Below are 25,753 nucleotides of genomic sequence, written 5' to 3'. Positions count from 1 at the left end.
AGTTTGTGATAATAAAGTATTTTTTTATACGATTATTAATTCAACAACTTTTATAAAACTTCTTAAAAAGAAAAAATAACAGATTGTTAAAAATGTTAATTATTAATTGGAAATTGTCAATAGTTTTTTATCTTTGCCCCGATTTATATTCTCCTATAATGTATCTCCCATTATGAAATATACTTATACACTATTCATACTACTCTTTTTCAGTGTTTTAACAACTCAAGCTCAAGTAACTCCCACTACTACCGAAGGTACTCAAACCGAGACGACCGTGCGCAATGGCATTGGGCGTGTGGGGTTAGAGCAGCCTAAAAGTATTGTGCATCAGTATACCTATAACCCTACACTTGATCGCTATGTGTATACCGAACAACTTGGCAAATACGACCTTAGAACACCTATGTTCCTCACTGTAAAGGAATACGAGAACTTAGTTTTACGTGAGCGTATGAAAGCGTATTACGATGAAAAACTCGCAACTTTGGGTGATACAGCTTCTGGTACTATTGATAAGAAAAAAGCACAACGCAATTTGTTGCCTGAATTGTATATAAATTCCGATTTTTTTGAAAGTATCTTTGGGGGGCGCAATATAGAACTCACACCACAAGGGAGTGTAGGGGTAGATTTGGGTGTACGCTATACCCGTAATGACAACCCTGTGGTAAGTCCGCGATATCGTAGTTCTTGGGGATTAGATTTTGAACAGCGCATCAGTTTGGGGCTTACAGGGAAAATAGGTACAAGATTGAGTCTCAATGCACAGTATGACACTCAAGCATCTTTTGATTTTCAAAATGTCTTTAAATTAGAGTACTCACCCGATGAAGATGATATTGTACAGAAAGTAGAGTTAGGAAACATCTCTATGCCGATGTCTAACTCACTGATTACTGGTTCACAGAGTCTGTTTGGGGTGAAAACAGAACTGAAGTTTGGGCGTACAACTATTACTGGGGTATTCTCTGAACAGAAATCTGAGCGTAAAACGGTGAGCGCACAAGGTGGTGGTACCATTACCGAATTTGAATTTTCGGCTTTAGACTACGATGAAAACCGTAACTTCTTCTTAGCACAATTCTTCCGTGATAACTACGATCGCGCCTTAGAGAACTATCCTTTTATCAATAGTAAAGTACAAATTACTCGTTTAGAGGTATGGGTTACCAACCGCAATAGCCGTATGGGTAATATTCGCAATATCTTGGCATTGCAAGACTTAGGAGAGCCTAAAGAAGTAAATACCCGTTTGAAAGATAAGGCAGGTTCTACCTTTTTCAATGCTACTACAAATAATATGCCTACCAATGCTGCTAATAAATACGACCCTACCCGAATAGGAACATCTAATTCAGTACTTACCAATGCAATTCGCGATGTAGCAACGGTACAACAAGGTTTTGGAACAAATGCTTCGTATGTAAGTCAAGGTTATGACTATGCTATCATTGAAAATGCACGAAAACTTGAAGAAGGAGTTGATTATAAGGTAGATAATAAACTTGGTTATATATCTCTTGTTACAGCTTTGAGCAGTGATGAGGTGTTAGCAGTAGCTTACCAATATACCTATGGTAGCCAAGTGTATCAAGTAGGTGAGTTTGCTAATGATGGTATTTCGGCAACTACTAATCAGATTTATGGTGGCGGTAACAATGCTATTACCAATAATCTTTTAGTATTGAAGATGCTCAAAAGCAATCGTTTGAACGTGAATGACCCTATTTGGGATTTAATGATGAAAAACGTTTATTCGGTAGGGACAGCAAGACTTTCGGCAGAGGATTTTCGTATGAATATATTTTATTCTAATCCGTCGCCTATTAACTATATAGAAAAGGTGGATAATGTAGGTTGGCCTGCGAGTTTAGACGATCGTATTTTGCTCAATCTTTTTAATTTCGACCGCCTCAATAAATACAACGACCCTCAACCAGGGGGTGATGGTTTCTTCGATTACCTGCCTGGCATTACTATCGATGAACAGTACGGCAAAATCTTCTTTACTAAAGTAGAACCTTTTGGTAGTTTTCTCTACAACACTTTAGGAGGAGGAACAGATTACGGCAACCCTCTTTCTTACAACAACAATCAGAAAAAATACGTTTATACTTCGCTGTATAAAAACACTAAATCGCAAGCCCAAATGGACGGCGACAAGAACAAGTTTGTGATGAAAGGTCGCTACAAAGCCTCCTCACGTCGCGGCATATCCTTAGGGGCTTTCAACGTGCCACGTGGCTCAGTAGTAGTAACGGCAGGTGGACGTATACTTGTAGAGGGGATTGATTATTTGGTGGATTACCAATCGGGTACAGTGGAGATTATCAATGCGAGTTTAGAAGCCTCTAATTTGCCCATACAAGTATCAGTAGAGAACAACCTTATTTTTGGCGGACAGACCACGCGCTATATGGGTGTGAATGTGGAACATAAATTTAATGATAAGTTCGTTGTAAATGGAGCAATTGTAAATCTACGCGAACGACCTTATACTCAAAAAACAAGCTATGGGCAAGAGAGTGTGAATAATACAATTTTTGGGGTAGGAGCTACTTATTCTACTGAGTTACCTTTTCTTACTCGTTGGGTAAACCGTATTCCTACTATCAAGAGTGATGCACCTTCTAACCTCTCACTGCGTGGTGAGTTTGCTTATTTGAGAGCTAGTACCCCTAAAGCCGATGATTTTGATGGCGAAACAACTGTATATTTAGATGATTTTGAGTCAGCTCAAGCCACTATTGATATACGTTCACCTCTGGCTTGGAAATTAGCAAGTACACCTTTAGAGTTTGGACAAGGTAGTGGTACAGCTTCACGTACTCTTTACGGAAGTAGTCCTACCGATACTGATAACTTGCGCAATAGTTTTGGTCGTGCTAAATTGGCGTGGTATACTATTGACCCTGTGTTCTATTCTGCTCAAAAACCTTCAGATGTAAATAGCAACGAAATTTCTAAAAATAGTACCCGTCGTATTTTTGTAGAAGAAATCTTCCCTCAACAGCAATTAGCACAAGGGCAATCTTTAGTCCAAACTACGCTGGATTTGGCTTACTACCCTAATATAAAAGGACCTTATAACAACAGCCCTTCTTTCAATACCGAAAATAAATGGGGAGGTATTATGCGCGGTATGAGTTATTCAGATTTTCAAGAGAGCAATATAGAGTTTTTGCAATTTTGGGTAATGGATCCATATTATTCAGGTGAATATAGTGGTAATGGAGAGTTAGTTTTCAACTTAGGAAATATCTCTGAAGACGTTCTTAAAGACGGTCGCAAGCAATATGAAAATGGCTTACCTGGACTTTCGTCTACCGCTAGCACTAACCCAACTTCTTGGGGTAAAGTACCTGCCGCTCAATCATTAGTTTATGCATTTGATGAGAATCCTTCTAACCGCAGTTTACAAGATATAGGACTTGACGGACTTACAGATACTGATGAAAGAAATATTTATACCAATAACCTTGCTACTTCGCCTAACGACCCTGCAATGGATAACTACGAATATTTCTTGGCGCGTAGCGGAGGTATCCTCAATCGTTACTATAACTATAATGGTACTCAGGGCAACTCACCCGTAAATAATACCGATAGCAATAGAGGTTCTACAACCATACCTGATCACGAGGATATCAATGGTGATTATACGATGAATACTGCCAATAACTATTTGGAATACCGAGTGAATCTTCACCCAGGAATTAAAATTGATGATCCAATTAACGACCCTTATGTAAACGACATTCGTACAGTTTCAGTAGAAGCACCTAACGGACAACAAGTATCGGCTCGATGGATACAGTATAAAATACCAATTGCCAGTGGTAAACTATGGCGTGAAGGGGTTGGAACGATTATTAGTACAACTTCTAATACAACAGAACAGATAAGCATTATCAACTCAATGACCCATATGAGGATGTACCTTACTGGTTTCCAAAATGAGATGCTCTTGCGCTTTGGTACACTCGATCTCATTCGTGGCGATTGGCGTTACTACAACTATCCACTCAATGAAAATATTGGCGTTACTTCGGAAACTACTGTCGAAATCAACTCAGTAAACCTTATTGAGAATGAAAATCGTCAGCCTATTCCTTATCGTATGCCACCAGGGGTACACCGCGAACGTATCAATACCAATAATACCTTGGTAGAACAGAATGAACAAGCTCTTTCATATATAGTGCATAAACTGAGAGATCAGGACAGTCGTGCTGTGTATAAAGCCTTGCGTTTTGACTTGCGACAATACAAATATATCAAGATGTTCGTACACGCCGAAGCCTATAAAAAGAATCCCTTGACCGATAATCAGGCTGTGGCTTTTATACGAATAGGTACCGATTTTAACAACAACTACTACCAAATAGAAGTCCCCTTGCAGGTAACTCCTGCAGGAGCAAGTGCCGATTACCTAATATGGCCTAAAGAAAACGAACTGAATATCCCAATGGAAGTGCTCACTAAGCTCAAAGCTATTAAACTGAGAAGTGTAGGAGGACTGAGTGATGAAACGTATTACGATCATAATTTTAATGTAATTACTAGTCCTTACACTACTCCTCATATCGCGGGGCAAAACCGCTATGTCATCAAAGGAAATCCATCCTTAGGTAGCGTGCGTGCGGTGATGTTGGGAATTAAAAATGCATCGGGGCACCCCCTCAGTGGTGAATTTTGGTTCAACGAACTCCGTGTTGCCGAATTAGAAAATCGCGGTGGCTGGGCTGCCGTTGGTTCATTGGATGCTAATGCTTCTGAATTACTGAATATTTCGGCTACAGGACGTATGCACACTGTCGGCTTTGGGGCTGTAGACCAAGCGCCTAACCAACGTGCGCTCGAAAGTACCCGTGAGTATGACGTGATGATGAATATCAATGCAGGGAAACTCTTGCCTCCTAAGTGGAATATGCAAATACCCGTAGGTTTGAATCACTCTCAAAAGCTCTCAACACCAGAGTATGATCCTGTATATCAAGATATCAGATTGAAAGACCGCTTGGATGTTGCTCAAAATGAAAATGAACGTGAAATTATCAAGCGGCAAGCCGAAGATTATACCTTGCGACGCGGTATCAACCTTATTGGGGTGAAGAAAAACTTAGCTGAAGGGCAAAAGAACCATATCTACAACATCGAAAACTTTACTTTCAACTACGCTTATAACGAGAAAAACCACCGCGATTACGAGCTTAGTTATGAAGATGAGCAACAAGTACGTGCAGGCTTTATGTACAACTATACGTTTAAACCTACGACTGTAGAGCCTTTCAAAAAGAGTAGCAAATTTGCAGGCAAACGTTATTGGCAGTGGTTGGCTGATATGAATCTGAATATTTTGCCTACAAGCATTATGTTTACAGCAGATGTCAATCGTTCATTCACTAAGCAGTTGTTCCGTGATGTACATTTCGATGGTATAAATGCAAGTCAGCAACGTGCCTTGCCAGAATTGCAACAACGCAATTATCAAATGAATCACCAATACGCGATTAACTACAATCTCACCAAATCATTGCGCCTCAATTTTAATGCAACTAATAATAGCATTATTCGCAATTACTATAAATACGACGCCAATGGTGATATATCAGGAGTAGATAGAGAGGTATCGTTGTGGAATAACTTCTGGGATTTAGGGACTCCTGATCATTTCTTCTCTAAATTCCAAGTGAATTACGAATTGCCTTTTGCGAAGTTCCCTTACTTTGAGTTTATCCGTGCAAACTATACATATTCAGGTGATTTTGATTACCAACGCGGATCACAAACTCTCTTGCAGTTGGCTCGCCAAGAAGTGAATACCTTACAAAATGGAAATACTCACAACTTTACAGCGAATCTTACTTTCGATCAGTTGTATCGCTACTTGGGAGTTAAACCTACCCCAAGAGGTGAGAAGGCTAGCGTAGGTAAATCTCTTTTAACGATGATTAAAACCGCAGGTGTGAACTATTCAGTTACCAATGCTCGCACTATTCCAGGTTACACCCAGCAAGTAGGTTTCTTAGGAACTTTCAAACCTTCGGCAGGCTTTATGTTTGGTGACCAAACCGATTTGCGCTACGAAATGGCTAAACGTGGTCAGCTTACTGAATTTGCTGATTTCAACGACCAATATATCAGATCACAAGAAAAACAACTCTTGCTCACCGCTAATTTGCAACCAATCCCTGATTTGCAAATCAACTTAAAGGCTAATAGGCAATTTACAGAAAACTATACCGAAACCTTTGAGGTGCGCAATTTTGTATACAACAAATTAGTAGGCAATCAGGTAGGTAGTTTTAATATTTCTACTAACCTTATTGCAACGGCTTTCAATAAAATAGACGAATACAACTCAGCTGCCTTTGAACGTTTTAAAGACAACCGACTTACAGTCGCTCGTCGTTTAGCTGAGGCTCGCGGCTTGAATCCTTCATCGGTAGATGCCGAGGGTTATCCTATAGGATACAGCAAAAAAAGTCAGGCGGTGATGATTCCAGCGTTCTTTGCGGCTTATTCAGGTGGTAATGCCAGTGGAGTGTCTCTTGATGCGTTCAAAAATATTCCTATCCCTGAATGGAATGTGCGTTATACAGGCTTGATGCGTATTGAGTTTATTAAGAATACTTTCCGCCGTTTCTCATTGGCACACGGCTATCGTGCGAGCTATTCACTTAGTGAGTTCCGCACCAACTTGGAATATGAACCTGCAAACCCTAATAAAACGAATGTAGCAGGCGATTTTCTAAATGAGAAATTGTATTCTACGGTTACCCTTGCTGAGCAGTTCAATCCGCTTATCCGTGCCGATATGGAACTTAAAAACTCTATGAGTCTCTTGGCAGAGTTCAACCGCGATCGTACCATTTCTATCAGTTTAGACAATGATTATCTTACCGAAATCCTCAAACGAGAATATAAATTTGGATTAGGATATCGATTTAAAAACTTGACTTTTGTAACTCGAGTGAATGGTAATCTCACTACGCTGAAGAGTGATTTGGTGCTCAAAGGTACGCTTTCTTACCTCAATGAGTTTACCGTAATACGTAATATGGAAATATTTAACAACCAAGTAACTGCAGGACAAACCTCTTGGTTAGGTAATCTCACTGCCGAGTATGCCCTCAGTCGTAACTTATTGGCATCGTATTATTTCCAATACAATTTCTCTAAATCGGCTATTTCTACAGCCTTCCCTATGACCACTATCCGTACAGGACTCTCAGTGAAATACACCTTTCAATAACCCCTGACACCTGAAACCTGACACCTGACACCTGACACCTGAATAATGGATACTTATAAAACCATAGCTTCCTCTGTACAAGAGGTAATCTTTAAAGAGAAGAGTAGTAAATTTCTCGGCTATGCTTTTCCAGTTACCTCTGAAGAGGAGATAAAAGCGCATCTTGAGGCAGTGAAAAAGGAACATTTTTCAGCACGACATTGGTGTTATGCGTGGCAATTAGGTCATGGTACTAACCAACGCTATCGTGCTAACGATGACGGTGAGCCTAATAACACGGCAGGTATACCTATTTACGGGCAAATTCAGTCCTTTGAGCTCACTAATATACTAGTCATAGTGGTGCGTTATTTTGGAGGAATTAAGTTAGGTGTCGGCGGATTAGTACAAGCCTATAGAACTACTGCCCAACTTACCCTGCAAGAAGCCGAAATTGAAGAAAAACTCATTACCGAAGAGTTGCGTATTCGTTTTGAATATCCATTAATGAACAAAGTAATGCGCGTAGTAAAGGAGCAAAACCTCAATATCACCCAGCAGTTACTTACCGAAAATTGTGAGTTACACCTTACTATTCGCCAAAGTGATTATCAAAGAATGCAAGAGCTTTTTGAGAATATCTATGGAGTATTAATAGTTAAAGATTAACATTTTGATACCTCTTACTTGTTATTTGTTACCTAAAAAATGAATATAGCACTTTGTAGTTTTGGAATGAGCGGACGTGTGTTTCACGCTCCTTTTATCGCTCAACATCCTCATCTCAACCTTTATGCGGTGGTAGAACGCCATCGCTCAGAATCTCGTGAATTATATCCCAAAAGTAAATTGTATCGTTCAGTAGCCGAAATGCTACAAGACCCTTCGGTAGATGTGGTAGTTGTCAATACTCCCGTACAAACCCATTATGAATATGCCAAGGAAGCCCTTTTAGCAGGAAAACACGTATTAGTTGAAAAACCTTTTACAGTAACTGCTGAAGAAGCTCGTGCTCTTGATACTTTAGCTAAAGAAAAAGGAAAGTTACTCATGGTTTATCAAAATCGTCGCTATGATGGTGATTACTTAAAGGTAAAGGAAATAGTAAAAAGCGGTGTATTAGGCGAACTTAAAGAAGTAGAAATACGCTTCGACCGTTTCCGTGATAGTATCAGTGCTAAAGCCCATAAAGAAACTGCCGAGAGTGGGGGAGGAGCACTTTATGATTTGGGCGCACACCTTATAGACCAAGCCTTGCAATTATTTGGAAAACCTATAAAAACATACGCCGATTTGGGCTACCTTAGAAAAGGAACTCAAACCGACGATTATTTTGAAGTGATATGCTTCTATAACAATCAGTTGCGTGTACGTCTTAAATCTACAACCTTTGCTTTAGAACGCCAATGGGAATATGTGTTACACGGTACTAAAGGCAGCTTTTTGCAACAGCGTTTTGACGGACAAGAAACTGCTTTAGTGGCAGGAACTATTCCTGCTCCTACACCTTGGTTACCAAATATTCAAGAGCCTAATGGCATCTTGCATACGCTTGAAAATCGCACACTCACCACAGCCCAACACGGTAATTATTGGCAGTTTTATGAAGATTTCTATCAAGCGCTCATAGGAAAAAAAGAAAATCCTATACCCGCAAGTGAGGCTATAGAAGTAATTAATATCATTGATGAATTGGCAAATCGCCAAATTAGCTAATTTACAACCTTCCTTGTAAGAATTTCTTTACTTTTTTAGGATCATACCCTTTGCCGTCTTCTAAATCTTCACTTTTTTGAGTGAAGAGTACTTCACCTTTAGCACTGAGGATTAAAAAAGCAGGATAACCGTATTGTTCACCAGGGTTGCCGTACTTTTTAAGAGCCTTTTCGTTTTTGTTTTCAGGTGAATAGTTCAAGTGATAATAGATATATTTTTTGTTGAGAATTTGCTTTAGTTCAGGGGTAGTAGTTACTAAATGATTGAAACGCAAACACCACACACACCAGTTACCCCCAATTTGTACCAAAACTTTTTTACCTTCTTTTTTAGCTTGTTTCAACAACTGATTGATACGCATATCACCATCTTCTTCAGGGTGATAAGGTTGTTCATAACCAGCACGTTCTTTTTGTACTTCTTCGCTAGTTTGTGCATTTATAGTAGTTCCAGTCCAAATTAATAAAACTATAAAAATAAAATTATTCATAAAACAACATTTTTTGATGAGGTAAAAAATACAAAATTTATACCATAAACTGTTGAAAAAGATTTTTTTCATTATTTCTTTCATTTCTCACGCTCCTCATCATTTATCTGTATGTTTAATCATCTTCTATAGATAATGTTAATAAAGATAAAAGAGCAAATTTTGTATCTTTCTTATTTATACAATAGATGTGTAAGTTAGATAGAAAAAAGTTTTTACTAGTGTTAAAAAGATGTTAATTGTTTGTGTAACCCATTTGATTTTAAAATAAATATATTATTTTTGCGCGTGAAACCCTAAGTGTGTAATTTTACACACAAAGTTTCTTTCTCAGTAATTAGCATTTTTAAGAAATACATTCATAGCATTATGAAAAAGTTTATCATATTACAATGTTTCTTTTTAGCAACATTTTCTGTTGTATGGAGTCAGAATTATGTCAATTTCGGTATTCGTTATCAGAATACCATAAAAGGAGATATGATTGTGGTAGGTAACTCCATTCTCAATGTAGGTGATTACCCTGCTAATCAGGACTATAAGGGAACTCAAGGAGATAACTCACAGATAACTCTAAACTACACCAATGTAGTTCCTGAGACTGGAATTTTTAATTCTAGTTCAGCAGTTGTGCCAGACCCTAATCCTTCCTCTAATTGCAAGAAAGTATTAAAAGCATACTTGTATTGGGCTGCTGCTTATACTAAAGAACGCATTGATAATCAAACTAATCCTAAGTTAGAAAGATCAAAATTTAAAAATGTAAAATTTAAAGTAGGTTCAGGAAATTATATAGACATAGAAGGAGAAAAAGTATATGATGCTGATAATATACTTTCTGGTTCTGGTTTATATAATAGTCAGAGAGCTTATGTATATAGAAAAGAGGTAACTCAATATCTTACTTCCATAAACAATACTTATACTGTAGGAAATATTCAAGCTCCTTATGGTGAAGAAACTACAGGGGTAGGTTATGCTGCAGGTTGGACTCTTGTAATCGTCTATGAAGATTTAACAAAACCATCTCGTAATGTAACTATATTTGATGGTTTTTCAGTAGTTAATAGAAATAATAACCCTACTATTGATATTTCAGGATTCAAAACAGTGCCTACTGGTCCAGTAAATGCTAAAATTGGTTTTGCAGCTTTAGAAGGTGAATTGGGGATTACAGGTGATCGTCTTGATATGCGTAAAAAGAATGGAACTTTTCAATCTTTGTCAGCTCCTGGTCGTTCAGCAAATAACTTTTTCAATAGTACTATAACTGATGAAAATGGGGTTAATACAAGTCGTAATCCAGCTTCAGAAAATCTTTTAGGATTTGATGCAGGGATTTTTGAATTAGAAAATGGTTCTAAAGCTTTTTTAGGAAATAATGATACTTCTACTAAATTTAACCCTATTTCTACCCAAGATGCTTATTACCCCTTTATGTTTGCATTCAATGTGGAGGTGATTGCCCCCCATATTGTAATGGAAAAACGTGTCTTCAACGCAGCAGGCAAAGATGTAACAGATGATACTAACATTGCTTTTGGTTCTTCTCTTCGCTATAAAATCCGTTTTCAAAATATAGGTAATGACGATGCTAAAAATTTGGTAATTACCGATATACTCCCTAAAAGTCTACAAAACAAAGTAGTGAATGTTGATGTGCTTACAGGATCTAATATTACCAATAATTATAATCAAGCCACTCGTGAACTAAAATTTACTATACCTAATGAATTAGTAAAAAAATACAGTGCGCTACAAGAAATATCCTTTGGAGTAGAGGTAGCTAAAGATTGTAACGATTGGCGCGATCCTTGTGCCAATGTGATTGAGAATAGTGTTTCCGCTAGTTATAATGGTGTGGAGAATCCTTTGGCTAATGGTTATAAAACAAATAGCTTCCCTAAATTTGGAGCTTGTAACTCAGGCACTGAGGGACCTTCTCGCTTTACCGTAAATACTGATTTTACTAATTGTGCCTATAAAGAAACACTTACTCTCTGTCAAGCTAGTACAGTACTTACTGCTGCCGATGGCTTTGATAGCTATAAGTGGGAAAAAACAGCAGGAGCTAATACAGGACAAAGAGGAACCGATCGTTCTCTTACCGTTTCAGAAGCTGGTACTTATAAAGTGACCAAAACAAAAACGGGCTGTGCTACAATGTACGAAATCTATGAGGTGAAACCTAACCCTACCGAAGGTGATCACCCTATTCATAAAATGATTGAAAACAGACAAGTCAATGGGGAACTCTATACTTGTCCAGATACAGGGCAGTATTATCCTCAAGTGTATTTGTGTGGAAAAGAAGCTTCAGTACCTTTCAAAATTACTATGGCAAATGCCAAAAGTTATGTATGGCAGAAAAAGGCCAATTGTAATACTAATGAAAAAAATAGAACAAATGATTGTCCACCAAGCTTAGAAGTCTATGCTTGTAATTGGACGGATTTATATAAAGATGATGGTACAACTACCAATCGCTCTCTCTCTCAAGAAGGCGATTATCGCTTGGTAGTAACCTATGGCGATGGTGCTGGTAATTGTGTGGTATACTATTATTTCAAAATTACCAAAAATAATTTAGAAGCTAAAATTGAAAAGACAGATATTATCTGTACTACTAAAGGAAGTATTAGTGTTAAAGATGTGCCTGCTACTGGTTATCAGTTTGCTTTATTACAAGGAGTAACCACAATTACAAATTATCAAAACTCCCCTAATTTTGTAATCAATAATGAAGGTACTTATAAAGTGCTTATCAAACAAACAGTTACAAAAACTACTTCGGTGCCTTGTGTGTTTGAGTTCAATGATATATTTGTAAAAAAACGTGAACCTAAACTAAAAGTAACAGTTACTCCTATGGCTTGTGCCAATAATAAAGGAGGTATGCGTATAGAGCTTACCGATGCTCCTTACAAACCTTATAGTTTTGTGATACGTAAAGAGAATGTCGTTGGTGAAATCTATAGAAAAGATGTAACTGGAGCTGCTCTTCCTATTACAGTTGTAGAACTTACTAATCATTTTGATGCAGGTAGATATCGTGTGAGTTTAGAAAATGCTTATGGTTGTAATGTTACTGAAATAGTAGAAATTAACAAATTAGCCGACCTCAAAGCTACCGCTACAGTACTTTCACCTATAATGTGTGGTACAGGTAAGATACGTGTAACTGCAAGTGGAGGTACTAAAGGGCGTACCTATCAGTTTTCAAATGATGGGGTAACTTATTACAACAATTTCACTGGTAATTTCTATGACTTTACAGTAACGAACCCAGGCACTTATAACTTTACAGTGGTAGACCAAAATAATTGTAGTGCTCAGGCTTCGGTAGCTATACAAACACAGCCAGCCCCCACTTTTAATATTACTGATGAACTTACCGATTGTGGAGCGAGTGCTAAAATTACTTTCAGTGAACCTCAAAGTGCGATAAATTACACTTATGAATACAGTATAGATGGTAATAGTTTCCAATCAGGTCGTGAGTTTACTAACCTTATACCTGGTAAAACTTACACCCCTACTTTGCGTTATAAGTTTGGTACTGAAGCTTCTTGTACAATAACTTCTACACGCACTATGGGTATGGCCATTGGAGGTAACCTTATTGCCTCTGCTGGAGTAGAAAAGTTAATAGGATGTGGTACAGGAACTGATGAAGATAAAGCTTTGGTACGTTTCTCTAATGTACAAGGAGGTGTAAAACCTTATCAGTATAACTTTGGTGATGGGGTATGGACAACTACCCATCAACGTTGGTTATTACCAGGTACTTACAATCTATCTGTAAAAGATGCTATTGGTTGTGCTCGTACAAATCTCAAGGTGATTGTTCCTAATAAAATTACAGAACCTATTTTCAAATCTTCAATTACCTATGATTGTCAAGGAAGAGGTACAGTTACTGTTGAAAATAACAAGGGCACTTACTCTTATACTTATGAGGTAGATGGTCGCCCAGTGAATAGCAATACAATTAAAAACCTTCCTCCAGGTACACATACTATCACAATCAAATATGCTGATGCTAATCCTCCAAGCAAAAATGTACTCTTTCTAGAAGACTTTGGTACAGGACGTAATGGAGGTAATGAGTATATCAACAAGGCTTATTATTTAGAGTTACAAGATGGTTCAATGCCTAAAAATGGTTATGGTAGTCCTTGGTTTGATGGTTATAATCACGAAGGTACTCACCTTGCTGATGGTGAGTATGTGGTATCTCAAGCCTTAAATCCTAAAAATGGAGCGTGGTGGGCATCTACTGATCACTCAGGCTTACCACAAGGTCGTGTCTTCTTTGTAAACATTGGTAATGTATTAAAACATGAAGGAGCTATCCTCTATCAGCGACCTATGAAAGATATTATTCCTAACAAGGAAATCAAATTCTCAGTAGCCCTGATGAACTTATTAGATTTCAATGATTCGCGTTATCCAGGAGGTGCCCCTGACCTATCTATAGAATTGTATGCCAATCAAGCAGCTATCAATAATAATACACCACTTGTTTCAGTACGTATTGATCCACGCATTAGGGGTGCAAAGAACCGTAATGATTGGACTGTATTTGAACGTCCGCTTAACCCTGGTAATAATACTGAGCTCATAGCAGTAATTCGTTCACACAGTTTGGTAACTAGTGGTAACGACTTGGCTATGGATGATATCTATCTCTACCAAGAACCTGAGGCTTGCGGTTTCACTTATACCCTTACAGTAAATGTAGCTAACGACAAGGCTTTTGGTGTAGATCCATCTAGTGAGGTGATTACTCAGCCTAAGTGTAATGGAGACAGAGGGTCTTATCAAATTACATTAAAGAATGCACCATCTACTTATTATGTAAGTAAAGATGGGGGAGCTTTTGTAGCGATGACAGGTAATCTCTTTAGATGGATTAATTTAAATGGAGTTAGTCATACTGTAAAAATCCGTGCAGAGCAGAATAATGCTAACTGTGAGGTAACCCGCACTTTCACCATTGTAGATCCTTCGGTTATTACAGTTAGTGCATCTAATGTAATTTTAGGCTGTAATGGTACTACAAACATCACAGTTACAGCTACAGGAGGTACAGGAGTTAAGCAATTCTCATTGAGAAAAGGAGGCACAGTGTTGTATGGTTATCAAAATTCACCAGTCTTTACAGTAAATCAAACAGGTGCTTATACGGTATATGTACGAGACGCTAATAATTGTGACAAAAACACGACTGTAAATGTGTTGAGTGCTCCAACCCTTACCCTTACAGGTACTACCAATGCAGCGAATAACAATTATTGTTTACAAGGGGGTCAGAAAGGTAAAGTAGAGGTAGAGGTACGTACTTCCGATAATACGAGCACCGCACCTTATGTATTCCAACACAACGGAGTTACAAAAGCAACGCAAAATACGAATACTTATATATTCGACAATTTAAATGCAGGCGTTCACACTTTCACAGTAACAGATAAATATGGATGTAAAGCCACCTATAGTGTTGAAATTAAGAATCCACTTTCTATAGATGGTACGGGAGCAAGTGTTTCAAAGGATATTTCTTGTAACGCAGCCCCAGCTAACCAAGGAGAAATCACCCTTAAGGTAAAAGATGGTTATCCGCCTTATCGTTATGTTGTAAAACAAGGAGGAGGTATTGTACAAAATACCCAAAATGTAGTAGGCAATATAGTTACTTATAAAACAGCAACCTCAGGGTCTTATACCATTGAAGTGACAGACAGTAAAGGTTGTATGGTTTCAGGCAGTGCTACTTTGTTAAATGCAGTAGCGCCAATAGTAACAGTAAGTACAACAACAGTTGGTTGTTATGGAGCTAATAATGGAACTATATCCTTAACAATATCAGGAGGCAAAGCGCCTTATAAAGTATTCTTAGACGGAGTAGCTAAAGGCAGCCAATTAGTTTTCAACAACTTAGCTGCAAAAACATACGCTATAAAAGTAGTAGATGCGAACAATTGCGAAACCATTAAAAATGCTACTATAACACAGCCAGGAGCTCCATTAAAAGGTTTTGCGGCAGTGTCACAACTGATAGGTTGTGGAACGGGCACTAATAAAGATAAGGCAGAGGTACGTATTACCAATGTTTCAGGCGGTACAGCTCCTTATCAATATAAATTCAGTGGTAATTATAGTAATCTCAATAGCGGTTGGTTATCAGCAGGTACCCATACAGTATATGTAAAGGATGCCAATGGATGTGAGTTAGGAATGACTGTAACGGTAACGGCTAAGATTCCAGAGCCTATGGGTACTACCTATACCATTACAGGATATGATTGTAATGGTAATGCAACGGTACGCTTTATGGGACTCCCTACATCCTATAATTATACGTATGAGATAGGTGGCAAAACTGCTACGGGTACAACTGCTACCATTACGGGACTTGCTCCAGGAAATTACACAGTAACTATAAAATATAAAAATGCTAATCCACCAGCAGCAAGTATATTAATTCAAGATGATTTTGGAATTGGAGAAGATACTTGTAGTGCAAATGTAGCACCAGCTATACAATGTGGGCCTGGTATGGTGCCTACTCCAGGACGCTATGTAATAGGTTCTAATAGTTCGCTTTTTGTACAATCACATCTTACATATTGGTCAAATGCAAATGACCATACAAATCCTGCTAATAACAAATCAAGAATGTTAATGATTGATATTGGAAATGTAGGCAATGGAGATGTGTTATATCAAAAAACAGTAAATATAGATCCAAATCGCAAGATTAAATATAAAATGTTTGTGATGAATCTTGAAAAAGTAGGAATGTCAGGAGCTTTACCAGATATCAAAATTCGTTTGATAAATCCTGTAACTAATACTCAGATAGGTTCAGAACAAGATTATGGAACGATTGCAAGGTCATCAAATCCTAATGATTGGCACGAGTTCTCTGGGGAACTCAATCCAGGAAATATCAATCAAGTACGTATTGAAATACGTACTAAGAGTTGGGCAGGAGTTGGTTGTGATATGGCATTAGATGATATTTTTGTCTATCAAGAACCAAACTCTTGTGAGCAAGAGATCACCAAGCAGGTAGTAGTTCCATCAGGCAAAGAGTTTAAAGCCAGTGTAGTGAGTATCACACACGCTACTTGTAAGGGAGCACAAACCGGTAAGGTAACCTTCAAGATGGAGAACTTAGGAGGTGCGGGCTATCGTATTACCGAGGTAAATGGAGCGATACGTTCAGGAGCAGGTTATGCGACCGAGATTACCGCACCAACCTTCGAGGTAGATGGTCTTAGACCAGGAGTTAATACCATCAAGTTTACGAATCGTACTTGTGGAATAGTTCGTACGGTAACCATCACCGAGCCAGATGAACTTACCCTAACGGCAACTATTAGTGAGCCAGCGATGTGTTCAAACAACACCAAAGCACGCGTAACGCTTACAGCAGGCGGAGGTACGCCACCATATACCTATATCTATCAAGTAGGCAGCAATGTAACTACCCAAACAAGCAATGTCTTTACGGGAGTAGCGCCAGGTACGCCTACCTTTAGAGTGGTAGATAAGAATGGTTGTAGTACACAGCTCACAGGAATCTTTACGGTAACAACCCCTACCACCGTAGCCTTTACCACTTCGGCAACCACTTGTTATTCAAACAACAACAATGGAGAGATAGCGGTAAAAATCACTCAAGGTAACGGAGGTTATAAAGTAAAATTAAATAATAATGCAGCCATAAGTTTAGCAGCAGGCGCCACTACGCACACCTTTACGGGTCTTACCCAAGGCAGCTATAGTGTTACAGTTACCGATAGTTATGGTTGTAGTAGTGCCACACAAGTGCGTATCTACCCATCGCTTAACAGCACGGTGAAAGTAACAGACCAAAGTTGTAAGAAAGGTAAGATAGAAGTAACAGCTTCAGGCGGTAATGGCACGATAGAATTTGCTTATAAGAAACAAGGCGATCCAGCGCCAACTGATAGTGAATACAGTAGTACAGCAAGAAGCTTTGATGTACCTGATTTTACGGCAGCATCAGAGACTTGGATAGTATATGTACGTTCAGCAGCTTGTGTGAAAACCCACCAAGTAGTGGTGAAGAAAGCGGACAATGTAGCCTTTACAGCGGCGACAGTAACGCCTACTTGTCAAGGATCAGCAACTGGTAAGATCGTATTGGGTAATATCAAAGGCGATGGCAACTTCAAGGTAAGTTATGGTAAAGCAGGCACACCAGTGATAGCCAACTATACAGGTATTGCAGGTAGTAGCTATACGATTACCAATGTAGCGGCAGGCGTTTACTCAGTAACATTAACTGATAAATACGGCTGTAGCACAACCCAAAGCATCACCTTAGCCGATATGCCAGCACTAACAGCGAGCATCAGTGTATCAACAAGTGCTGGATGTTTAAAAGCAGGAAGCGCAGCAACACTCACTTTGAGTATGACCACTGAGTCTTGGAATGCCTATACAGCAGGTGGTAATCAAATATACTATAGCATTGATAATGGAGCTAGCTGGCATCCAATGCCAACGAGAGTTTACGATATAGGAGCTATATCAGGAGTAACAGAACCAGGTAAAACCATCCAAGTACGTTTTGCAACACGTCCTAATGCTACAGCACCTAATGTATGTACTACAGCAGCGATTGCTTATATAGTACCTAAACCATTAGCAACATTAAGTATAACGACTAATATCGATAAGTTCACTTATAACTGTACAGCGGCAGGTACACAATACTTTACAGCAACGGTAACAGTACCTACGGGAGTGGGATCAGATCCATTCTTATTCAATGTAAATGGAGGAGCTTATCTAACACCTACACCAGCAAATTCACGTATGTATGTGTTTACGGGCTTGGTAGTAGGACGTACTTACACCTTTGGAGTAAAAGATAAAAATGGTTGTGAAATTGAGGATACGCAAGATATCTATGCTAATGTAGCCACTCCAGCGATGACAGCAACATTGATAGCCAATCCAGCTTGTAACGGAGCAAGTAGCAGTCAGGCAACCATTAAGATCCACCGTAGCGCTTCTTATACAAGTGCTAGCACGGGAGCAACTCTTAACTGGACGATATATGAAAAACAACCAGGTTTAACAGTAGGTACCCCAATACATACAGGGTCAGCAGTAATGCCAGGAGTAGGACAAGATGCTACATCATTTACTCCTTCAGCAGGACCTTACGCTTTAGCACCTAATAAAACTTACTATGTGATAGTAAAAGAAGGTACTAATTGTGAGTGGGGTAGTAGAGATCTTTACATCAGAGAGATGGAAACACTTTCAGCCACTGTATCACAAACATCAGTTATTACTTGTAACAGTGATGGAGTATTAGAGGTACAAAATCCTACTGGAGGTGGCGGTACTTATCGTTACACCGTAACCCCAATAACAGCAGGAGTTACTTTTAGAGCACCAATAGTTACAGGTAGTTCAAGAGTACAGATAGTAAAAGATAACATAGCAACCCCAGCGATGCCAAGCTATCCAAGTGCTGCTTATAACTTTGGAGTAAAATTAGAAATGGAAGACCAATATGGTTGTAAAGCAGATTTAGGTACTTACACCTTTACGGTAACCCCAGCTCCAGATATTGCAGCTACTCCAATAGTAGGTTGTGCCGATGGTCAGTATACACTTACCATCCAGCCACAAGCTAAAACAGGAGCATCAGGAGCAGTAGCACCAGCAGCAGAGATTGCAGGCTATGAGTACTCTATAGATAGTGGTATCAATTATCAAAGCAGCAATGTATTTGGTAACTTGGTAGCAGGAGCTTACGATGTACAAATCCGTGATAAAGCTACAGGTTGTATAGCTACCAAAACGGTGAGCATCACCAATGCTTTAGAGGCAAGTGTAGCTTTAACAACTCCATTAGGATGTACAGGAGGAGCTGCTGGAATCACTGTAAAAGTAGACAATGGTTCAGGCGACTACGAATATACCTATACCAGTCCAGGAGGTACGCCAACAACCCCAGCTGCAATCCCACAAACAGCAGGCGAGTACAAAGTTACCTTCAATGTAACGGCAGTAGGTGTATATACAGTAACGGTAAAAGACAAGAACGCACCGAGCACTTGTAACACTTTCACAAGGTCAGTAACGGTAAATGCAGCCGAGAGACCAGAGATTACCACTTCGGTAAAATCAGTAACTTGTGCGGGCGGTAGCGATGGGGTGATCTACATCACCGAACGCAATACAGCAGCCTTAGGAGTAGCCTTTACTTATGCAGTACAAGGACCTGGAGGTGTAACCCCAGCAGTGGGTACTAACCGAGAGATAACAAATGTCAAAGCCGGTTTATACACCATTACTGTAACGGCTAATGGCTGTCAAAACACTTATACAGCTACGGTGAAAGAGCCTACTGCTCTTACCCTTAGCAAAACGCTTATAGAGAACAACAAACGCGAGTTTAGTTGTGGTAGTTCAGGAAGCGTACAACAAGCAGAAATCACAGTGCCAAGTGGTGCAGTACAAGGAGGAACATCACCTTATAGAATAGAGTACTTATATGGTACGGTATCAGGCACAGGCAATAGCTTTAGCATTGGTAATACCGCAGGAGGTATTGTAACCATCACCGCTATTGATGCCAATGGATGTAGCACCCAAACCTCAGTGGTTATTAAACCGTTCGAAGCCTTCGATGTAGATAAGATCGACTTTGCGGTAACCACTACAGGAACTTGTAACGCGAGTGAAACTATTACTATCAATGCTACACAAAGTTCAGGAGCACCATTTACAGGTCAGTTGTTGTACTATCAAGGTGCAACTGCCCCAGCGGGAACCCTTACCCCAACAGCAGGTGGCTGGCAAACAAGCAATAGCTTTACCATAGCCCCTAACAGAACTTATACGTTCTGGGTAGCCAATAGAGCGACGGGCTGTATAGCGAGCAAGTTGTACATCTCGCCTAATCCAAACAACTTTAGCATAGTAAACCCACAAGTGAAGAATGTAGGTTGTAAAGGAGCAAACAATGGAACAGCTACCTTTACCCTTAGCAATACAGTAAATGGTCACGCTTATAATGTAACGTTGAGTCCAGCAGGAGGAACCATAACCCCTGCGGCACCATTTACAGCAACGGGAACAACAGCTAGCTTCAACATAGCAGGTTTAGCACCAAATACCTATACAGTAACAGTAAAAGACAATAATACAGCTTGTGAACAAACCTATAGCTTCAAGATAGAAGAGCCAACATCGGCTATCACAGCAAGTGTTACAGTACATCAAGCCACTTGTGCGAGTGCCCCTACTTACAATAGTGGAGAGATAGCTATAGAGAATGTAACAGGAGGTTGGGGTACTTATCAGTACTATATAGGTCAAGCAGCCGCAGGTTTAGAAGTGTGGACAAATACAAGTGTACGTACAGGCTTAACCCCAGGAACTTATAGAGTATTGGTAAAAGACAACAACGGTTGTGCTACAACACTTAGCAATACAGTAACGATAGCTACGCCAACCACTATCAGTGGTACACTTACGGTAACCAATGCGAACTGTACTAATGGTACGGGCGCTATAGGAGTGAGAAGTGTAACGGGAGGTGAAGGAGCGAACTACTTGTATCAACTCATCAAAGATGGAGTTGCTCAAGGCGGAGCTCAAACCAGCACCGAGTTCCAAAACTTAAGTGCAGGTAATTACCAAGTAGCCATATCCGATTCTTGGGGTTGTACCACCACACTCACCCAATCGGTAACCTTGTACGAACCGGTAGAAGGAGTAGGCGTACGCTTTATCAAGCAAGTAACTTGTACCCCAGCAACGGGCGCAACCATTAGTGTAACCTATGCAGGAGGCGATTCACCAAGTTTGCGTTATACCCTTAAGAACGTAACTACAGGAGTGAGCACAACATCCACTACTAATGGATTTACTAATGTACCGGCAGGTAATTATGAAGTATCGGTATACGATGTGGCAACAGGTTGTCCTACCCAAACCCACACCTTTGCAGTAACCGATGCAGCAACAGTGAGCTTCACTTACACCACTACAGCAGTAAGCTGTAATGGCAGCAGTGATGGTAAGTTAAAAATTACCATACCAGGTACACAAACCCAAACCGATTATCAAATCAATATAGTAGGTAGCGGCGGCTTTACCCGCAGTGAAATGGTGAACACCACACCTAAGGACATAGAGTTTATAGCTATGCCAGCAGGTACTTACACGGTAACACTCACCTCTGCACGTAACTGTACAGCTACTCAAACGATAATTATAGGTGCACCAGCAGCCTTGATAGTGAGCAATACCACCACGGTAACCACCCACTATAAGTGCGATGCCGATAACAACGCTCAACAAGCGATTATCTCGGCAGTAGCCCAAGGTGGTACGCAACCTTATAAGTACAACTATCAAGTATTTGATGGAACAAACACAAGCACTTCAGGCTGGATAAACAGCAGTGTATACAGTCTTACCAGTGCAGGTAGTGCTACCCAAACAGTGATAGTGAATGTAGAGGATGCCAATGGTTGTAGAGCAGTCTATACTCCAATGGTAGTACCACCACTACAACGCATCAGCGCGGTGAATGCTACCCGTATATCAACTTTGAGTTGTAACCAATCCGAAACAGTGAACTTCACTATAGTAGGAGGTAAGAACCTCGGTTATGTAGTAGAGGTAACAGCCAATGGTAGTGTGGCAACGCCAACGCCATCAACACAAACCCTTACAGCAGGAACAAATGTAGCAACGGTACACTTCAATGCAGCAGGTTACTACACTATTAAAGTAACCGATAGAGATACAGGCTGCTATGCAACAGTATCTCACACTGTAAACGAATACAGAACGATGGAAGTAAGTGCTGCACAAAGCAAGCCAGTGAGCTGTGTGGGAGATAGCAATGGAGAAATCACAGTAACTTTCAGTGGTTATCAAGGTGCAATTACTTACCAAGTGTTCAATGCTACAACTTTAGCTCCAGCACCAGGAACTGCAGGAACAGTACAAACACAGATAGGTAGCGGAGCAGCAACAAGAACAATAGTTATAGGCGGTCTTGCCAAAGGTAGCTATGTGGTGAGAATGGTTCAAACAACTGCACCGAACTGTACAGTAACCAGTTCAGTGGTAATGGTATCCGAACCAGCAACCACTATTACCGCTACCCCAACAGTTACCGACCGCATCAAGTGTGGTATAGGTCAAACCGGAGCCTTTAGTGTAGAGACAACAGGTGGATGGGGTAATTATCAGTACCGATTACTTGTAGGAGGAGCACCTCATAGCAAGTATGGAACTTATACCAGCACAAGCCTCTTTGAAGGATTGGTATCTAATACCTATACAGTAGAGGTGAAAGATGAGAATGGCTGTGTGGCTACCCTCACCCAAGTAATGGCAGCACCAGCGCCAATAAGTGCCAATGTAACCCATACCGATGTGACTTGTTTTGGAGCCCGCGAAGGCAGCATAACAGTACAAAGCATCAGTGGAGGCAGCGGCAACTATACTTATGAGCTTAAAGAGTTAGGAGGTGCGATTGTACGAGGAGCACAAACCAGTACCACCTTCACCGGCTTAGATGCTCGTACGTATGTACTGAACATCATCGATGGTTGGGGTTGTGATGCCCAAGTAGAAATAACCATTGATGAACCATCAGAACTTGGAGTAGTAGCAAGTATTGCTAGTCCGCTTACTTGTAACAACCCAGCCACTGTATCGATTACTGTTACGGGAGGAACACCACCTTATACTTACTACCAAGTAGGTAATGCTACCCCATTGGCAGGCAATAGCATCCAGGTAGGTAACGGAGGTCAGCCATTAGGCGACTACGAGTTCTATGTAACCGATAGTAAAGGATGTAGATCTAAAGTATCAAATAAAGTAAGTATTACAGCCTTAGAAGCACTACAGTTACACGTAAATACAGAGGATGCCTTTGTAAAATGTAATGGAGAAAGTTCAGCGCGTATTACCTTCTCGGCAACGGGAGCATTGGGTAACTATCAGTACAAATTGTACAAATCAGGCGTACACTCAACTACGGCTAGTGCTACCCAAGTAAACGCGACCGACTGGGCATTTACAGGCTTGAATAAAGGTAAATATCAAGTAGAGGTCATCAGCGTAGACTGTACTGTATCGAGAACAGTAGATGTAGATGAATCACCAGCCTTTACAGTAGCAACAGCTACAACCGATATCACTTGTAACGCAATGCGTGATGGTACCATCTCAATGACGGTAACCGGAGGTGCAGGCGATGTACAATATGCTATCAGTCCTCGATTAGACCGATTTGTATCCGAAGGTTACTTCACGAATTTAGGTAGAGGACAGTATGTAGTAAGAGCACAAGATAAGAATGGCTGTTTTGTAGATGAAGTATTTACCATCCACGAACCCGATGTATTGAATGCAGTAATCCACAAACAAACCGATGAGGTATGTTATGGAGCAGGTGATGGTACAGTATCGATTACCATTACAGGAGGAACACAGTCTTATAGCACTTCAATTGATGGAGGCGCTTGGACAGTAGATAAGACCTTGTATACAGGTTTATCGGTAGGAGTTCACACCATTACGGTAAAAGATGCACGTTCTTGTACAACAGAAGTGCCAGTAACTATCAAAGAAGGAGTAGACTTGCAAGCTACAGCTACGGTAAGCTACGGTTGTGGTAACAATACAGTAGTGAACACCATTAATGCAACGGTGAATGCTAGCTACACAGGAGCGGTAAGCTTCAGTTTAGATGGTGGAGCGCCACAAAACTCAGGTAAATTTACAGGAGTAACAGCAGGGGTTCACAGCATCACCTTTACCCACCTCAATGGATGTACCACTACCCTTACAGTCAATGTAACGGCTTACAATAGTCTTACAGCCACCACAGCAACGAAAACCGATATGAGTTGTTATGGAATAAATGATGGTACGATAACCTTTGCGGTAAGTGGAGCAACTAATAGTTACACTTATACCATTACCCCAGAGGCAGGTACGTTCGATGGAGTAAGCAAGTATACCGGTCTATCGGCAGGTATCTATACAGTGAAAGTGAGATCTAATGGCGAGATAAACTGTGAATTAGAACAAAGCTTCACTATAGAGGAACCAGAGTTGTTGAAAGCAACAGCCTCAACAGTATCCGAAACTTGTTACCAAGCCAATGATGGTAGCTTGAGCTTTAGTATCCGAGGCGGTAGAGCACCGTATAACTTTACGATTAAAACAGCCTCAGGCACCACAGTAACCAATGGTACTTTAGCTACAGCAGGAGCGGTATATACACAAACCAATGTAGCAGGAGTTTATCTCTTAGAGTACAATGATGGTAACTGTTCACAAACCTTAGAGATAACAGTGCCAAAAGCACCAAATCTCGAGATGAATGTGAAGACGATGTTCAACTGTTCAACAGTATCGACTACTTATACTACAAGTTACTTGCGCATAGAGTTCCCATACGCTGATGAAAATCAGATAAGGAATATGCAGTACTCATTAGGTGGAGGACCAATGATAGCCTTTGATAGATATGAAGGTAAGTATGCTTATACGAGAACTATTCCAACGGGACAATACACCCTTACGGTACAATATCAATCTTATCCAGGAGCGCCATATTGTACAAAAGTATATGGAGAAACAGTAAGCTTGACCCGTTATCCAGGATTAGAATTAGAAGATAAGAGTGATCCACGATCTATCAATACGGTAAAGGTACAAGCCAAGGGAGGAAACTCAACGCAGTACATTTATTACTTCAATGGCTTTACCAATGGTACTAACGAGTATATGTTGCGTTCAACCGATCCAACCACACGAGTGGTAGGTAATAGAGTGTACAAAACAGTAGTAGTAGAGGTAACCGATGCTAATGGCTGTAGTTCAACGCTCACTATAGAGAAAGAGTATATGAAGTCAGTACCACCAGACTTCTTCACGCCAAACGGCGACGGACAGAACGATGGTTGGGATCCAGATAGATACCGCAGTTATCCAAATCTAACGGTAGACATCTACGATCGTTACGGACGTTATATCACCACTTTGCGTTCAGGACAAACTTGGGACGGTCGTTATAACGGCAAGGAATTACCAACAGGCGACTATTGGTATATCCTCAAAACCCACGAAGAAGGCGAAGACGACCACGAATATATGGGTCACTTCAACCTCTATAGAGCCGCTGATTAAGGTTGAATAAACTAGCAATAGCTAGACAAATACAAACAAAAAACTTCCCGTTAGGTCGCGACCTAACGGGAAGTTTTTTAATT

At 40.1% G+C, this 25,753-nt stretch carries 5 protein-coding genes; 4 read left to right on the top strand and 1 reads right to left on the bottom strand.

Annotated features, from left to right (window positions below; genetic code table 11):
• The first annotated feature begins 172 nt into the window (after nt 1–172).
• From sov to CGC57_RS03060, 3 genes are read left to right on the top strand one after another with little or no spacing between them, the layout of a single operon-like run.
• Nucleotides 173–7,261: a T9SS outer membrane translocon Sov/SprA gene (gene sov, locus CGC57_RS03070; protein WP_095897913.1), complete on the top strand. Its 7,089-nt coding sequence runs from the start codon at nt 173–175 to the stop codon at nt 7,259–7,261.
• A gap of 45 nt (nt 7,262–7,306) precedes the next feature.
• Entirely contained in the window at nt 7,307–7,909 is a 603-nt protein-coding gene (locus CGC57_RS03065; RefSeq protein WP_095897912.1) for an IMPACT family protein, read from the top strand.
• Between the two features lie 39 nt (nt 7,910–7,948).
• Nucleotides 7,949–8,956, top strand: a complete 1,008-nt coding sequence (locus CGC57_RS03060; RefSeq protein ID WP_095897911.1) for a Gfo/Idh/MocA family protein — start codon at nt 7,949–7,951, stop codon at nt 8,954–8,956.
• A 1-nt stretch (nt 8,957) separates the two neighbouring features.
• On the opposite strand, the gene CGC57_RS03055 is transcribed toward CGC57_RS03060, so the two are convergent.
• The gene (locus CGC57_RS03055; RefSeq protein ID WP_095899450.1) at nt 8,958–9,446 is read right to left on the bottom strand and encodes a thioredoxin family protein; all 489 of its coding nucleotides are present in this window, start codon (nt 9,444–9,446) and stop codon (nt 8,958–8,960) included.
• Between the two features lie 369 nt (nt 9,447–9,815).
• Between CGC57_RS03055 and CGC57_RS03050 the strand changes: the two genes are divergently transcribed.
• Nucleotides 9,816–25,670, top strand: a complete 15,855-nt coding sequence (locus tag CGC57_RS03050) for a T9SS type B sorting domain-containing protein (protein ID WP_095897910.1) — start codon at nt 9,816–9,818, stop codon at nt 25,668–25,670.
• Nucleotides 25,671–25,753 lie beyond the last annotated feature (83 nt).

Origin of the sequence: Capnocytophaga sputigena (assembly GCF_002302495.1) — a bacterium.
Classification (GTDB): Bacteria; Bacteroidota; Bacteroidia; order Flavobacteriales; family Flavobacteriaceae; genus Capnocytophaga; species Capnocytophaga sputigena.
Note: the sequence above shows the minus strand (reverse complement) of the source record. Positions and strands in the feature narration are given on the sequence as shown.

Bases quoted from the DNA above. Each gene is read 5' to 3' on its own strand.
- CGC57_RS03050 (WP_095897910.1), top strand. From the start codon at position 9,816: ATGAAAAAGTTTATCATATTACAATGTTTCTTTTTAGCAACATTTTCT.
- CGC57_RS03065 (WP_095897912.1), top strand. From the start codon at position 7,307: ATGGATACTTATAAAACCATAGCTTCCTCTGTACAAGAGGTAATCTTT.
- sov (WP_095897913.1), top strand. From the start codon at position 173: ATGAAATATACTTATACACTATTCATACTACTCTTTTTCAGTGTTTTA.
- CGC57_RS03055 (WP_095899450.1), bottom strand. From the start codon at position 9,446: ATGAATAATTTTATTTTTATAGTTTTATTAATTTGGACTGGAACTACT.
- CGC57_RS03060 (WP_095897911.1), top strand. From the start codon at position 7,949: ATGAATATAGCACTTTGTAGTTTTGGAATGAGCGGACGTGTGTTTCAC.